Origin of the sequence: Micromonospora sp. NPDC000121 (assembly GCF_042899165.1) — a bacterium.
GTDB lineage: Bacteria > Actinomycetota > Actinomycetes > Mycobacteriales > Micromonosporaceae > Micromonospora.
Genome location: NZ_JBIAZP010000017.1, coordinates 88,449 through 103,066 on the forward strand (window position 1 = coordinate 88,449; position 14,618 = coordinate 103,066).

General features: G+C 71.6%; 12 protein-coding genes. 9 read left to right on the forward strand and 3 right to left on the reverse strand.

What is annotated here, in order from left to right; translation table 11 throughout:
- Window positions 1-54: 54 nt before the first annotated feature.
- The 3 genes from ACFY23_RS30785 to ACFY23_RS30795 all read right to left on the reverse strand — a co-directional run bounded on the left by ACFY23_RS30785 (window position 55) and on the right by ACFY23_RS30795 (window position 3,106).
- The gene (locus ACFY23_RS30785; protein ID WP_350684179.1) at window positions 55-1,074 is read right to left on the reverse strand and encodes a cysteine synthase family protein; all 1,020 of its coding nucleotides are present in this window, start codon (window positions 1,072-1,074) and stop codon (window positions 55-57) included.
- A 317-nt stretch (window positions 1,075-1,391) separates the two neighbouring features.
- Complete coding sequence (locus ACFY23_RS30790; protein ID WP_350684178.1) at window positions 1,392-2,087, reverse strand: ABC transporter permease subunit; 696 nt, start codon at window positions 2,085-2,087, stop codon at window positions 1,392-1,394.
- Window positions 2,088-2,137: 50 nt separating this feature from the next.
- The gene (locus ACFY23_RS30795; RefSeq protein WP_350684177.1) at window positions 2,138-3,106 is read right to left on the reverse strand and encodes an ATP-binding cassette domain-containing protein; all 969 of its coding nucleotides are present in this window, start codon (window positions 3,104-3,106) and stop codon (window positions 2,138-2,140) included.
- 138 nt (window positions 3,107-3,244) lie between these two features.
- Here ACFY23_RS30795 and ACFY23_RS30800 point away from each other — a divergent pair, with 138 nt between their 5' ends.
- From ACFY23_RS30800 to ACFY23_RS30840, 9 genes are all read left to right on the forward strand, one after another.
- On the forward strand, window positions 3,245-4,495 hold the full coding sequence (locus ACFY23_RS30800; protein ID WP_350819527.1) for a histidine kinase: 1,251 nt from the start codon (window positions 3,245-3,247) through the stop codon (window positions 4,493-4,495).
- 11 nt (window positions 4,496-4,506) lie between these two features.
- Window positions 4,507-5,157 carry a response regulator transcription factor gene (locus ACFY23_RS30805; RefSeq protein WP_350684175.1) on the forward strand — a complete coding sequence of 217 codons (651 nt, stop codon included), beginning with the start codon at window positions 4,507-4,509 and terminating at the stop codon, window positions 5,155-5,157.
- 87 nt (window positions 5,158-5,244) lie between these two features.
- Window positions 5,245-6,015, forward strand: a complete 771-nt coding sequence (locus ACFY23_RS30810) for an alpha/beta fold hydrolase (protein WP_350684174.1) — start codon at window positions 5,245-5,247, stop codon at window positions 6,013-6,015.
- Between the two features lie 199 nt (window positions 6,016-6,214).
- Entirely contained in the window at window positions 6,215-6,580 is a 366-nt protein-coding gene (locus tag ACFY23_RS30815) for a nuclear transport factor 2 family protein (RefSeq protein WP_350684173.1), read from the forward strand.
- 5 nt (window positions 6,581-6,585) lie between these two features.
- On the forward strand, window positions 6,586-7,740 hold the full coding sequence (locus ACFY23_RS30820) for a branched-chain amino acid aminotransferase (RefSeq protein ID WP_350684172.1): 1,155 nt from the start codon (window positions 6,586-6,588) through the stop codon (window positions 7,738-7,740).
- A 106-nt stretch (window positions 7,741-7,846) separates the two neighbouring features.
- Entirely contained in the window at window positions 7,847-8,056 is a 210-nt protein-coding gene (locus tag ACFY23_RS30825) for an MbtH family protein (protein ID WP_350684171.1), read from the forward strand.
- Window positions 8,057-8,109: 53 nt separating this feature from the next.
- A complete protein-coding gene (locus tag ACFY23_RS30830; RefSeq protein WP_350684170.1) occupies window positions 8,110-9,267 on the forward strand; it encodes a CaiB/BaiF CoA-transferase family protein in 1,158 nt (385 codons plus the stop codon).
- Complete coding sequence (locus tag ACFY23_RS30835) at window positions 9,264-11,165, forward strand: ABC transporter ATP-binding protein (RefSeq protein ID WP_350684169.1); 1,902 nt, start codon at window positions 9,264-9,266, stop codon at window positions 11,163-11,165. Before ACFY23_RS30830 ends, ACFY23_RS30835 begins: the two co-directional genes overlap by 4 nt.
- Window positions 11,143-14,618: beta-ketoacyl synthase N-terminal-like domain-containing protein (locus ACFY23_RS30840; protein WP_350684168.1), on the forward strand; the 3,476-nt coding region annotated here is incomplete at its 3' end. The genes ACFY23_RS30835 and ACFY23_RS30840, both read left to right, overlap by 23 nt.

The window sequence follows — 14,618 nt, forward strand, 5'->3', positions numbered from 1 at the left end:
TGGCGGCCCGCACCAGGCCCAGCATGGCCTGACAGTGGGCGGTTGTCCGGATCCTCAGGAGGGCCGGGCCGAGCGCAGACAGGCGAGTGCCTCGGCGAGTTCGGACGGTGTGTCCCCCGGTTCGGGCAGCGCGCTGCTGTAGACGGTGGCGGCGTACTTCTCGCCGCCGTCCGCGCAGATGCAGGCGATGTCGCGCAGCTCCGGATCGCCGAGGGTCGCGACCACGGCGCCGAGCACCGCGGCCCCGCCGGAGCCGCCGAGCGCGAGCCCGGTGCGTTCCCGGAGGATGCGGCACGCCCAGGCGCCGTCCAGGTCGCCGACCCGCACGTGCCTGTCCCAGTCCGCCGGGGCCAGGAACGACGACCGTACGCCGGAGCCGAAGCCGGCGAGTTTGAACGGTCGCGGGGCCGGGTCACCACCGGTCGCCGCCGAGCCGACGGCGTCCACGGCGATCACCCGGGTGCCCGGGTGCTGCTCCCGCAGGTACCGTGACACCCCGGCGAGCGTGCCGCCGGTGGAGACCGCGACGGCCGCCGCGTCCAGCCCGCCGCTCAGGTCGCCGACCAGCTCGGGCGCCGTCCACCGGTAGTGCACGTCGGGGTTGGCGGGGCTGTGGTACTGGTCGGTCCAGACCGCCGACGGGTCCGCCCGGAGGATGTCCTGCACCATGCTCAACCGGGCCCGCACGGCGTTGCCGCCACTGACGTCACCGATCTGTACGACGTCAGCGCCGTACGCGGCGATGCGGCGCACGCTCTCCGGCGGCGCGGTGGCGTCCACGACGAGGGTGCACCGGTAGCCCCGCGCCGCGCACAGCCCGGCCAGTGCCACGCCGAGGTTGCCCGAGGACGACTCGACGACCCGTTGCCCCGGGCTGAGGCGCCCGGCCGTCTCCAGTGTGCTGAGCAGCCCGTGCGCGGTACGGGCCTTGATCGAGCCGAACTGGTTGCCAGCTTCGATCTTCAGCCAGATGCGGCGCGCACGGCCACGCACCGGAACCCCGATGGAGACCAGCGGGGTGCCACCGACCGAGTATTCTTCCTCGAAACTGACCGGAAAATGCGAGACGACCATTTCACCGCCGTTACGGAATGCGCAGCCTGCAAGGACTCCCCGGCATGTCGGAAGCGCCGACGCCCGGCGGACGGAGTCCCCCGGGAATGCAGATCGGCGCGGTAGATCCTGGCCAGGCCAAGTGGAGTGGATACTTCGGAGTCCACGCCGAAGCGCATGGTCACAGCCTGTGACTATGCTTCGGTGGAGCCCCCGTTGGTCATTTATGACGTGGGGGCGAGCCTAGCAATACATAGGCGTTTGTCGCTAGCTCCCGGCGCGGCTCTGCCTTCGCGTCACGCCGACGCGAAGGCAGAGCCGGCCCAGGACCCACAGGGCTATGCGTCCCGGCGGCGGAGCACGATCCAGGCGCCGACGATCGCGACGGCCACCCAGGCCGCCATGAGGCCCAGGCCGACCCACGGGCCGAGCGAGTCCGCCGCGGGCTTGGACTGCGTGATCAGGATGCCGGCCCGGTCGGGCATGTACTTCGCCACCGGCTCGACCTGCTCGATCGAGGCGACGAACGGCGAGACCAGGAAGAACATCGGCATCAGCACGCCCATCGCCAGCACCGCGTTGCGGAGCATGAACGTCACGGCCATCGAGAACAGCGCCAGCAGCGCGAGGTAGAGCCCGGCGCCGACGATCGCTCGGGCGACGCCCGGATCGCCGAGGGACGCCGCGTTGGGCATCAGCGCCTGGGTGACGAAGAACGTCACCACGCTGGTGAGCATGCCCACGACGAGCATCACCGCGGTCGCCGTGGCCAGCTTGCAGGCCAGGAAGAGCCCGCGCCGCGGCACCGCGGCCAGCGAGGTGCGGATCATGCCGCTGGAGTACTCCCCGCTGACCGCGATCACACCGAACGCGATCACCGCCAGCTGGCCGAAGTTCACGCCGTAGTACGCCAGCGCCGTAGCGTCGAAGTCCGGGCTCAGGGCCTCGCCCTCGCCGTAGAAGCTGCTGACCGCCGCGCTGATCCCGAGCACCACGACGAACGTGGCCGCCAGGGTCCAGGCGTGACTGCGCACGGAGCGGACCTTCGTCCACTCCGATCTGAGAACCGCCTGCGGGGACATCGTCACCTTCCCTCGTCCCGGCTGCTGCCGGCCAACTGCCGGGTCCGCTCGGCCGGCCGGCCGGCGGGGGACGCGGCGGAGAACTCCACCGCGGTCGCGGTCATACGCATGAACGCCTCCTCCAGCGACGGCCGCTGCGGGCTGAGCTCCAGCAGCGGGATGGCTTCGTCGGCGGCCAGCTGTCCGACCCGCGCGGTGTGCCGCTCGTCGGTCTCGATCAGGCCGTCGGGGTGCGCGACGACCTCCATGCCCTCTGCGCGCATCAACGACTCCAGCCGGTTCTGCGCGGCGGACCGGATCCGCACCACGCCCCGGGCGTTGACCTTGATGAACTCCGCCATCGTGGTGTCGGCCAGCAGCTTGCCGCGGCCGATGACGATGAGGTGGTCGGCGGTGATCGCCATCTCGCTCATCAGGTGGCTGGAGACGAAGACCGTGCGGCCCTCGTGGGCCAGGCCCTTCATCAGGTTGCGGATCCAGAGGATGCCCTCGGGGTCCAGGCCGTTGACCGGCTCGTCGAACATCAGGATCGGCGGGTCGCCGAGCAGCGCCACCGCGATGCCCAGACGCTGCGACATGCCGAGGGAGAACCCACCGATACGCCGCCCGGCCACATCGGTCAGGCCCACGATGGCCAGCACCTCGTCGACACGCTGCCGGGAGATGCGGTTGGTCTGCGCGATGGCGAGCAGATGATCGTAGGCCGTGCGGGCCTCCTGCGCGTCCTTCGCGTTGAGCAGCGCACCCACGTGCCGCAACGGCTCGGCGAGCTCCACGTAGCGTTTGCCGTCGATGCGGATGTCGCCGTGACTGGGCCGGTCCAGCCCGAGGATCATCCGCATGGTGGTGGACTTCCCGGCGCCGTTGGGCCCGAGGAAGCCCGTCACCTGGCCCGGGGTGACGTCGAAGGTGAGCCGGTCGACGGCCAGGGTCTTGCCGTACCTCTTGCTCAGCTCACGTACCTCGATCATGTGCCTTGCCTCTCGTAGACATGCCCACCATGGTCGTGAAGTGGCCCGCCGTGCGGCTCCCCCCGGGGAGGGAGATCGCTCCCGCCACGGGATGGTTTCGCAGGCCGGCGGCCGGGTCGGAGATGACATGATGGGGGCGTGCGCGCATTCGTGACACCGCTGTTCGCGCCGATCACCTACGCCCGTTGGCTGCACATGCTGATCGCCGCCGTCTTCGCCGCGGCCTGTACGGCCGTCGCCCCGGGGCTGGAGGGTTCGGCGCCGCGGACCGCCGCGTGGCTGCTGGTGGTGCCGGTCCCGGTGCTGCTGCTGGCCGGCCTGCTGCCGCGGGTGCGGGACGCGGAGCGCGCACAGGCGCGGGTGCTGCTGTTCGGCGGCGACGCGGCCGTGCTGCCCGGCGGTGAGCCGTCGTGGTCCGCGCGTGGGCGCACCGTCGCATGGCTGCTGCTGCGCCTCGAGCTGGGAGTGGTCGTCGCCTACTTCACCGTCGCGATGCTGGAGTCCACGGTGGTGCTGCTCTCCGCCCCGCTCGGCGCCACCGACGTGGTGCTCTTCGGGGTCTCCCTGCCCGCCGGCCGGTCGCCGCTCTGGCTGGCACTGGTGCCGCTGCTGGCGGTCGCGACGGTCTGGCCGGTGGCGCTCTCCGGCAGGCTGCTGGCAGCGGGTGCGCTGTGGCTGCTGGGCCCGTCGCCCACCGAGCGGGTGGCCGCCGCCGAGGCGCGGGCCGAGCGGTTGCTGGAGCAGAACCTGGTGGCGCGTGAGCTGCACGACGCGATCGGGCACGCGCTGGCCACCATCGTGCTCCAGGCGATGGCGGCGCGCGAGGTCCACGAACGCGACAGCGCCTTCGTCGGCGAGGCACTCGGCGCAATCGAGCGGACCGGCCGCAGCGCGATGGAGGACCTGGAGCGGGTGCTGACGATCGTGCGCGGTGACCCGGCCGCCGCCCCACCCGCTCCCACGCTGGCCGAGCTGGGCACGCTCGTGCGCAGCACCCGCACCACCGGCGCGCGGGTCGACGCCACCGTGAACGGCCCCGTCGGCGTGCTGTCCACGGTGATCTCCCGCGAGGCGTACCGCATCGTGCAGGAGGGTCTCACCAACGCGCTGCGCCACGGCGGTGCGGTGCCGGTCTCCGTGCGCGTGGAGATCGGTGCCGACCAGATGGACCTGTGCGTCGACAGCCCGTTGCGCCACCCCGGCTCGCCGCCGGCCGCCCGCCGGGCGAACGGCGCCGGCCCGCGCTCCGGCGGGCTGCGCGGCATCCGTGAACGGGTCGTGCTGCTCGGTGGCGAGGTGCTCGCCGCTGGACCGGTCGGCCAGCGCTGGCGGGTGCACGTCCGGCTGCCGCACGCGCCGCAGGACGAGGCGGCGGCGACGACGCACTAGACTCTCGTCCCGTGGGCATTGACGTCCTTCTTGTCGACGACGAGGAGCTGGTCCGCGCCGGGTTGCGGGTCCTCATCGAGGCCAATGACGATCTGCGCGTGGTCGGTGAGGCCGCCGACGGCAGCGAGGTCGTGGCGGCCGTCAGGGCCACGCGGCCGCACGTGGTGCTGCTCGACGTGCGGATGCCGGTGATGGACGGCATCCAGGCCACGGCCGAGGTGCGGCGAGCCTTCGTCTCGCCGCCGCGCGTTCTCATCCTCACCACGCTGGAGCAGGACGCCTATGTGCACGCCGCGCTGCGGGCGGGGGCACACGGCCTGCTGCGCAAACGGGCGTCGGCGGGCGAGATCGCCCACGCGATCCGGCTGGCGGCGGACGGCTCCTCACGGGTGGTCCCGGCGAGCTACCTCCCCCCGGGTGAGCAGTCCGATCCCGCGCCCGGCGGTAACCTGGCCGCGGTCGCCGCGCTGACCGCCCGCGAGCGCGAGGTGCTTCGTCTCATGGCGCAGGGGTTGTCAAACACCGAGATCGCCGCAAGACTCGTGCTGGGTCGGCAGACCGTGAAGACACATGTCAGCAGTGTGCTGGCGAAGCTCCAGGTCCGGGATCGCACCCAGGCCGTGATCGCCGCCTACGAAGCCGGGATGGTGCCCAGGCGCTGATCGCACCGGATGCGTCACGGACCCTCACGACTCGCGGAAGACGGTGTGGCGCGCGTGGCGTCCGCCGTCGCCAACACGGGGGAGTCCATGTCAGACAGTGCCGTCCGATCACCTGGCAAAGCGTGGCTGCGCCGCTACCGTCCGGTCCAGTCGCCGCGGCTGCGGCTGGTCTGCCTTCCTTATGCCGGTGGCAGCGCGGCGGCCTACCGCGGGTGGGCCGCGCTGCTGCCGCACGACGTCGAGCTGCTCGCCGTGCAGTATCCCGGCCGTCAGGACCGGCTCGCCGAGCCGTGCGTCGACGACCTGCCCCGCATGGCGGACCTGGTCACCGGCGCACTGCAGGGCGAGCTCGGCTGTGAGGTGGCCGTGTTCGGGCACAGCATGGGCGCCGCGATCGCCTACGAAGTCGCGCTCCGCCTGGAGATCCTGCACGGCGTACAGGTTGCGCACGTGTTCGTGTCGGCGAACGCCGCGCCGAACCGGAGGCCCACCCGGCAACTGCACCGCGCGCCCGACGACGAACTCGTCACGGAGATGAGCCGGCTCGGCGCGGCGGACATGTGGCTGCTCGCCGACGAGGACATCCGCCAGCTGGTGCTTCCGGCGTTCCGCAGTGACCTACGGTTGATCGAGACGTACCGGCACCGGCCGGGTGCGCTGGTGAGCGCGCCGATGACGGTCTACGCCGGTGCCGCCGACGCCGATGTCGAGGTGGACGCGGTCGCCGCCTGGCGTGAGTTCACCGCCGGTCCGAGCGAGCTGCGGGTCTTCTCCGGCGGGCACTTCTTCCTGCACGAGGACACCGAGGAACTGGTGCGCGACGTCATGGCGCGGTTGCGCCCGCAGGGCGCGGTGTAGGGCGACGTAAACGATATTGCTTGCGTCAAAAGGGTTCCGGTCGGTACGGACAGCCGTTATAGTTCGACGCAGGCAATCGAAAGACTCAGATGTATCGATACTAAGCCCCAGGTCCGGCGTTGTGGTGCTGCATGAAGCGGGCAGCGGAGACCCGCCCGGGCCATACCAATAGCAGGTCTTACGGGGGAGTGGTTCCTGCATGGTCATGTCGGAAGAGGCGTTGACGCGTGTCCGCCGCTATTACGAATTGGTCGACAAAGGCGACGTCACGGGTATGGTCGCACTGTTCACACCCGACGCGGTCTATGACCGGCCTGGATACGACACGTTCAAGGGCCGTGCCGCGCTCGACGATTTCTACCGCGCGGATCGCGTGATAGCCGACGGGCGGCACACCCTGCGCGCGACGATCTGCGACGGCACCACCGTCGCGGTTCAGGGTGACTTCGAAGGCGTACTCAAGTCGGGTGACCACGTGCGGCTCAGGTTCGCCGACTTCTTCGAAATCGCACCGGACGGCTTGTTCAGCCGGCGCGACACGTACTTCTTCGCCCCCATGGTGTGATGCGCATGTCCCGTCGCGCGGATCAGCTGGACCCTGCCGGAACCGGAGCCCGCACCGAGACAACGACCGAGTGGAGTCGTTTCGGCGTCGCGGCGTCGGAGCTGCTGAGCCCCTCCGCGAGAGCCGCCCGGCTGCGGGATTCCCCGTTCGGGCAGGCGTTCACCGAGCACATGGTGACGATCCGCTGGACCGCCGACCGCGGCTGGCACCACGCGTCCCTGCGGCCGTACGGCAGCCTGCCACTGGACCCGGCGATGGTCGGGCTGCACTACGGCCAGGTCGTCTTCGAAGGGCTCAAGGCATACCGGTCACCCGACGGCCAGACATCGGTGTTCCGGATGGCCGACCACGCCCGCCGCCTGCAGCGGTCGGCGCGCCGATTCAAAATGCCCGAGCTGCCGGAATCGCTGTTCACGGAGTCCATCCAGGAGCTGGTGCGGATCGACCGGGCCTGGGTGCCTGCCGCCGAAGGCCGAAGTCTCTACCTGCGCCCCATCCTGTACGCGGAAGAGCCGCACCTCGGGTTGCGGCCGGCCACCACCTACCGCTATCTGCTGATGGCCTTCGTGACGGAGAACTTCTTCGGCGCCGCGGAGGACGGTGTCTCCGTGTGGGTCACCGACACCTACACGCGGGCCGTCATCGGCGGCACCGGCGAGGCGAAGTGCGCCGGCAACTACGCCTCCGGTTACCTCGCCCAGCAGGAGGCCGCCGACCACGAGTGCCAGCAGGTCCTGTACCTGGACGCGACGGAGCGGCGCTGGGTCGAGGAGATGGGCGGCATGAACGTCTTCGTCGTGCGTGGCAGCGGCGCCGCCGCCGAAATCGTCACGCCGCCGCTCACCGGCACGATCCTGCCGGGCGTCACCCGCGACTCGCTCCTCACCCTCGCCCGCGACGCCGGGCTGCGCGCCACCGAAAGGCCTCTGGCCCTGGAGGATTGGCGTGACGGTGCCGCGCGCGGCGAGATCACGGAGGCCTTCGCCTGCGGCACCGCCGCGGGCGTGACGCGCATCCGTCGCGTCGTCACCGCTGACGGCGCCTGGAACGCCGGGTCCGCCGCAGGCGCCCCGGTCACCGGGCGGTTGCGGGCCGCCCTGACGGCCGCGCAACGAGGCGACGGCCCAGACCCCCGCGGCTGGCGGCACCCCGTGCGCTGACGGTCGACCCGCCGCCGCGACGTACCGCGACCTGACAGTCTGCTCCGCTGCACGCGATCCGACGCGTGCCGCCTGACCCTGACCGACGTACCCATGGGAGGAAACCGTGACGAACCCGTTCGACGACCCCGACGGCCGTTTCTACGTGCTGGTCAACGACGAGGGCCAGCACTCGCTGTGGCCCCACTTCGCCGAGGTGCCCGCGGGGTGGACGGTCGCACACGGCGAGGACAGCCGTGACGCCTGCCTCGCCTACGTCGAGGAGAACTGGACCGATCTGCGGCCGAAGAGCCTCATCGAGCAGATGGGCGGCTGACCGACCGAGCCGCGCCCATCAGCGCGGGCGAGAGAGATCACGAGGGGTGCGACATGACGGTAACGTGGTCGGCGGTCGACGGGGCGCGGATCCTGGATCTCACCAGGCTGCTTCCGGGCGCCTTCGCCACCATGCTGCTCGCGGATCTGGGTGCCGACGTCATCAAGGTGGAGTCGCCCGACGGCGGTGACCCGAGCCGGCGGGTCGACGCCGAAGGATTCGCCGCCATCAACCGCAACAAGCGGTCGCTTGCGCTCGATCTACGTACCGCCGACGGTGTGGCCGCGTTCCTCCGGCTCGTGGCGACGGCCGACGCGGTGGTGGAGAGCTTCCGGCCGGGCGTGCTCGACCGGATGGGCCTGGGCTACGAGCGCCTGCGCACCGTCAATCCCGGCGTGGTGCTCTGTTCGCTGTCCGGCTTCGGGCAGGACGGCCCGTACGCGAACCGGCCCGGCCACGACCTCAACTTCCTGGCCCTGGCCGGCTTCTTCGCCCTGCCGCACCGGGCAGGTGAGCGGGTGGATCGGGTCGGCGTCCGGGTCGCCGACCTGGCCGCCGCGATGTACGCCGCGCTGGCCCTCGCCGTCGCCCTGCCCGGTGCCCGAGCCACCCGCCGCGGCCAGCACATCGACGTCGCCGCGCACGAGGCCGCGTCGGCCTGGACGGCGCCCATGCTGCTGCCGTCGCGGCACCTCGCGACACCGGCCGACAGCCCGCTGGTGATGGGCGACTACGACCTGTTCGAGACCGCCGACGGGAAGCGGCTGTCGCTGGTGCTGTTCGAGGACCGGTTCTGGCTCACCTTTCGCACGGCACTGACACCAGAGTTTCCCGAACTGGGGACGGACGCCTACGACACGCGCCGCGAGCGCACCCGGCACAAGGCCGACGTGCACGCGTTGCTCACCAAGGTCGTGGCAGCCCGGACGCTGGACTGGTGGAACGGACGGCTGTCGGCGGTAGATGTGCCGTGGGCGCCGGTGCTCGATGACGCCGCGGCGTTCCAAGCCGACCCGCACGTGCAGGCGCGCGGGCTCGTCGGCGAGGCGTCCGCCCCTGGCGGCACGACGGTGCCGCAGGTGCGGTTCCCCGTGCGGTTCGGCGCCGGTCTGGACACGTTCCGCCGCCGCGCCCCCGAACTCGGCGAGCACACCGAGGACCTGCTCGCTGAGGTCCAGGCCCCGGACGCCGGCGGAACCGCCGCGACATGACCAACCCGGGCATCCACTCCCTGCTCCAGGAACGCCCGGCCGCCCGCTCACGCGTCCGGCCGGGCACCCTGCGCCGGGTCGTGCGCTACGCCGGCCCCTACCGGCGGGACCTGCTGATCCTGCTGCTGCTGGTCTCTCTGGACGCGATCGCCGTCGTGCTGGATCCGCTGCTGCTCAAGCTCATCATCGACCGCGGCATCCTGCCCCGGGACGTGGGCGTGGTGCTCGGGCTCGCCGCGTTGGTCGCGGCCACCGCGTTGGTCAACGGCGTCGTCAATCTCGCCCAACACTGGTTCTCCGCGCGCATCGGCCAAGGCGTCGTGTGCGACCTGCGGATCCAGGTCTTCGAGCACCTGCAGCGCATGTCGGTCGCCTTCTACACGCACAACCACACCGGCACCCTGCTCAGTCGGCTCGGCGCCGACGTGAACGGCGCGCAGCGCGCGCTCACCACCACCCTGTCGTCCGTCGTCTCCAGCGTCATCAGCATGGCGGCGGTGCTCGTCACGATGGCCTACCTCTCCTGGCAGCTGACCCTCGTCATCGCGATCCTGCTGCCGACGTTCATCTACCTGCCAGCCCGCATCGTGGGCCGCCGCATGCAGCACGTGACCCGGCGGCAGATGCAGGCCGACGCGGCACTCGGCGGCTTCATGGCAGAGCGGTTCAACGTGGCCGGCGCCGTGCTGTCCAAGCTGTACGGCCGCCGAGCCGACGACGCGGGCCGGTTCGCCGCCAACGCCAGGGACCTGCGCGACGCCGGTGTCGTCGTCTTCATGTACGGCCGGGTCTTCGCCGTCACGCTGACCGTGCTCGCCGCCGTCACCACCGCGCTGGTGTACGGACTGGGCGGCCGCCAGGTGATCGACGGCACGATCCAGCTGGGTGCGCTCGTGGCGCTCGCCGCGCTGCTCACCCGCCTCTACCGCCCGCTGGTCGGGCTCTCCAACGTGCACGCCGACGTGATGACCGCACTGGTCAGCTTCGACCGGGTCTTCGAGGTGCTCGACCTCGCGCCGCACGTCGCCGAGCGGCCGGACGCCGTGACACTGACCGATGCCGCCGGCCGGGTCGAGTTCCGCAACGTCTGCTTCGCCTACCCAGACAGTGCCGAGGGCGACCTGTCCGCGCCGACGGAGAGCGGCCCGGTCGAGGCGCCCAACCCGGTCGTGGTCCGTGACGTGTCCTTCCGCGCCGAGCCCGGCCAGATGATCGCCCTGGTCGGGCCGTCGGGCGCCGGGAAGAGCAGCCTGCTGAACCTGTTGCCCCGGCTGTACGACGTGACGTCCGGCAGCGTCAGCATCGACGGGCACGACGTGCGCGACCTGACGCTCGCCTCGCTCAACGCGGCCATCGGCGTGGTCACCCAGGACTCCCACCTGTTCCACGACACCATCCGCGCCAACCTGGAGTACGCCCGGCCGGGCGTGACGGACGCCGAGATGCACGCCGCGCTGGAGGCGGCCCAGTTGGCCGATCTGATGCGGCGTCTGCCCGACGGGCTCGACACCGTCGTCGGTGACCGCGGATACCGGCTCTCCGGCGGCGAGAAGCAGCGGCTCGCCTTGGCCCGGCTGCTCGTCAAGGCACCGCCCGTCGTCATCCTCGACGAGGCGACCGCACACCTGGACTCCGAATCCGAGGTGGCCGTCCAGCGCGCGCTGCACCATGTCATGGCCGTTCGCACCTGCCTCGTCATCGCGCACCGGCTGTCCACCGTGCGCAGCGCCGACCAGATTCTCGTTCTCGAACGCGGCCGGGTCGTCGAACACGGCCGCCACGATGAGTTGCTGCGCCACGGCGGCCTCTACGCCCAACTCTGCGCCGTCCAGTTCGACGATGCGGCGCTGCCGGCCGACACCACGGGGAGAGACGTTGTCGAGCACACCAAGCGCTGACCTGCTCGTACCGCCCCCGGGCGGGGCACCGATCGCCATCGTCGGCCTGGCCTGCCGGCTCCCGGGCGCACCCGACCCGGCCGCGTTCTGGGCCCTGCTGCGCGACGGCCGACACGCCGTCACCGAGGTGCCTCCGGAGCGCTGGCACCCCTCCGGCCCGGACGACCCGACCCGCTGGGGCTGCTTCCTGCCCGACATCGACGGTTTCGACGCCGGATTCTTCGGGATCTCGCCGCGCGAGGCACGTATGATGGACCCCCAGCAGCGCCTCCTGCTCGAACTGGCCTGGGAGGGCATCGAGGACACCGGGTTGCCCGTCGACCACCTGACCGGCCGCCCGGTCGGAGTCTTCATCGGCGCGATGGCCGACGACTACGCCAAGCTGGTGTACCGGCACGGACCGGGCGACGACGCGCCGCACGTCCTGACCGGCCTGCACCGCAGCGTCCTGGCCAACCGCATCTCCTACCGGCTCGGCTTCTCCGGACCCAGCCTGACGGTCGATGCCGGACAGGCATCCTCCCTGCTCGCCGTGCACGTCGCGGCCGAGAGCCTGCGCTCCGGCGAGTGTGAGGTCGCCCTGGCGGGCGGCGTCAACCTGAACCTCCTCGCCGACACCGCCCGATACACCGCCGACTTCGGCGCACTGTCGCCAGACGGGCGGTGCTACACCTTCGACGAGCGGGCCAACGGCTATGTCCGGGGCGAGGGCGCCGCGCTGGTCGTGCTGAAGCCGCTCGACCGGGCCGTCGCCGACGGCGACCGCGTCTACTGCGTCATCCGCGGCGGCGCGACCAACCACGACGGCGGCGGTGACCGGCTCACCGCACCGAGCCAGGCCGGCCAGGAGCAGGTGCTGCGCCGCGCCTACGCACGCGCCGGGGTCCCTCCGGCGCAGGTCGGCTACGTCGAACTGCACGGCACCGGCACCCCCGTCGGCGACCCGGTCGAGGCGGCCGCGCTGGGCGCCGTCCTGGGCCGGGCCCGTCCGGCAGGTGATCCGCTGATCGTGGGCTCGGTGAAGACCAACATCGGCCATCTCGAGGGCGCCGCCGGCATCGCCGGTCTGCTGAAGGTGGTGCTGGCACTGCGGCACCGGGAACTGCCGGCCAGCCTCAACTTTCGTACCGCCGGCCCCGCGATCCGGCTCGGCGAGCTGGGCCTGCGGGTCAGCACGGAACTGGCTCCCTGGCCCGCTGCCGGCGGGCCACTGCTCGCCGGGGTCAGCGCGTTCGCCATGGGCGGCACCAACTGCCATCTGGTCCTCGCCGAGGCGCCCCAGGGCACCGCGGGAACCGGCGTCGGCCCGGTGACCGGCGTCCGCCCGGTGCCCGTGCTGATCTCGGGCCGGTCCGCTGCGGCGGTGCGGGCCCAGGCGCGTCGGCTGGCCGACTGGTGGCAGGGGCCGGGCCGGGCCACCCCCGTGCCGGCGGTGGCGCGGGCCCTGGCGGCCTCCCGGGCCGCCATGGAGCACCGGGCCGTGGTGGTCGGCGCCGACCGCGAGTCGATCGTCGCCGATCTGCGCTCGGTGGCAGCCGAGGCCTCCGGTCCCCCGCCGGGCGGGGTCGTGCTCGTCTTTCCCGGCCAGGGCTGGCAGTGGGCCGGCATGGCCCGCGAGCTGATCAGGGCGTCGCCGGTCTTCGCCGACCGGCTCGCCGCGTGCGACCGCGCGCTGTCCGGCCTCGTCGACTGGTCCGTCATCGACCTCCTCGAGAGCGAGGACGACTCCTGGCTGTCGCAGGTGGACGTGCTGCAACCGCTGCTGTGGTCGGTCATGGTTTCCCTCGGGGCGGTGTGGCTGTCCTCCGGTGTCCCGGTGACGGGCGTGGTCGGCCACTCCCAGGGCGAGGTCGCCGCGGCCTGCGTCGCCGGTGGGCTCTCGCTGGAGGACGGCGCCCGGATCGTCGTGGTCCGCTCGCGCTTGATCCGCGAGTTGGCCGGCACGGGCGGCATGCTGTCGGTCGGTCTCAGCCGGGCCGACGTCGAACCGGAACTTCCCGACGGCGTGGAGGCGGCAGTCGTCAACAGCGCGACGTCGACCGTGGTCGCCGGTCCGGTCCCGGTGCTGGAGGCGCTCGCGGCCCGGTGGACCGAGCGTGGGGTACGAGCGCGGCTGATCCCGGTCGACTACGCCTCCCACTCCGCCGCCGTGGACAGCGTCGCCGACCGGTTGGTCGCGGAGCTGGACGGCCTGAGGCCCCGGTCGTCGGCGGTTCCGCTGGTGTCCACCGCGACCGGTGAGGTGCTCGACACCGCCGACATGGATGGCCGCTACTGGCTGCGCAACCTCCGCCACACCGTGCGGTTCGACCTCGCCATGCAGACCCTCGTCGGTCTGGGCGCCCGGGTCTTCGTCGAGGTCAGTGCCCATCCGGTGCTCGAACTCGCCATGTCCGAGTGCGTCGAGGCCGCGGGTGTGCCGGGCGTCGTCGTCGCCTCGCAACGCCGTGACCACCCGCAGTACGAAACTCTGCTCCGTGCGCTCGGTCAGGTCTGGGCCGTCGGCGCGCCGGTGGACTGGACCACCGTCCTCGGGCCCGGTCGCACCCACGTCGACCTGCCCACCTACGCCTTCCAGCGCGCTCGGCACTGGTTCACCGCCGAACCCGCCGACGACGGGACGGCCGGCGGCGGCGCCGAGATCATCGTCCAGACGAGTGACCTGGGTGAACTGACCCGCACCGTCACCGCCCGCGTTCTCGGCCACGAACGACCCGACGACATCGACGTGGACCGGCCGTTCAAGGACCTCGGGTTCGACTCCAGCCTCTCCCTCGAACTGTGCAGACGCCTCGGCGCGGCCGTCGGAGCCACGCTGCCCGTCTCCGTGGTCTTCAACCACCCCACCGTTACGGAGCTCGTCGCTCACCTGACCGACCGGATCGGCGGAACCTCCGCGGTCGCCCCCGGTACGCCGAGGGCCCTGCCGTCCGACGAGCCGTTGGCGATCGTGGGTATGGCGTGTCGTTTTCCGGGTGGGGTGGATTCGCCTGAGGATTTGTGGCGGGTGGTTGTCGAGGGCCGTGATGTGGTCGGGGATTTCCCGGTCGACCGTGGTTGGACGGTTGACGGTTCCTTCGCTCGGGTCGGCGGTTTTATCGACGCCGCCGCGGACTTCGATCCGGAGTTGTTCGGTATCTCGCCGCGTGAGGCTTTGGCAATGGATCCGCAGCAGCGGCTGCTTCTGGAGGTCTCCTGGGAGGCACTCGAACGGGCTGGTATCGCCCCCGACTCTCTGCGTGGTTCGCCGACGGGCGTGTTCGCGGGCGTGATGGCGCAGGAGTACGGGCCTCGGCTGGGCGAGGCCGACGCCCTGGTAGAGGGTTACGGGTTGACCGGGGGTTCGATCAGTGTCGCCTCTGGTCGTATTGCTTATGTGCTGGGTCTTGAGGGGCCGGCGGTGTCGGTGGACACGGCGTGTTCGTCGTCGTTGGTGGCGTTGCATTTTGCGGG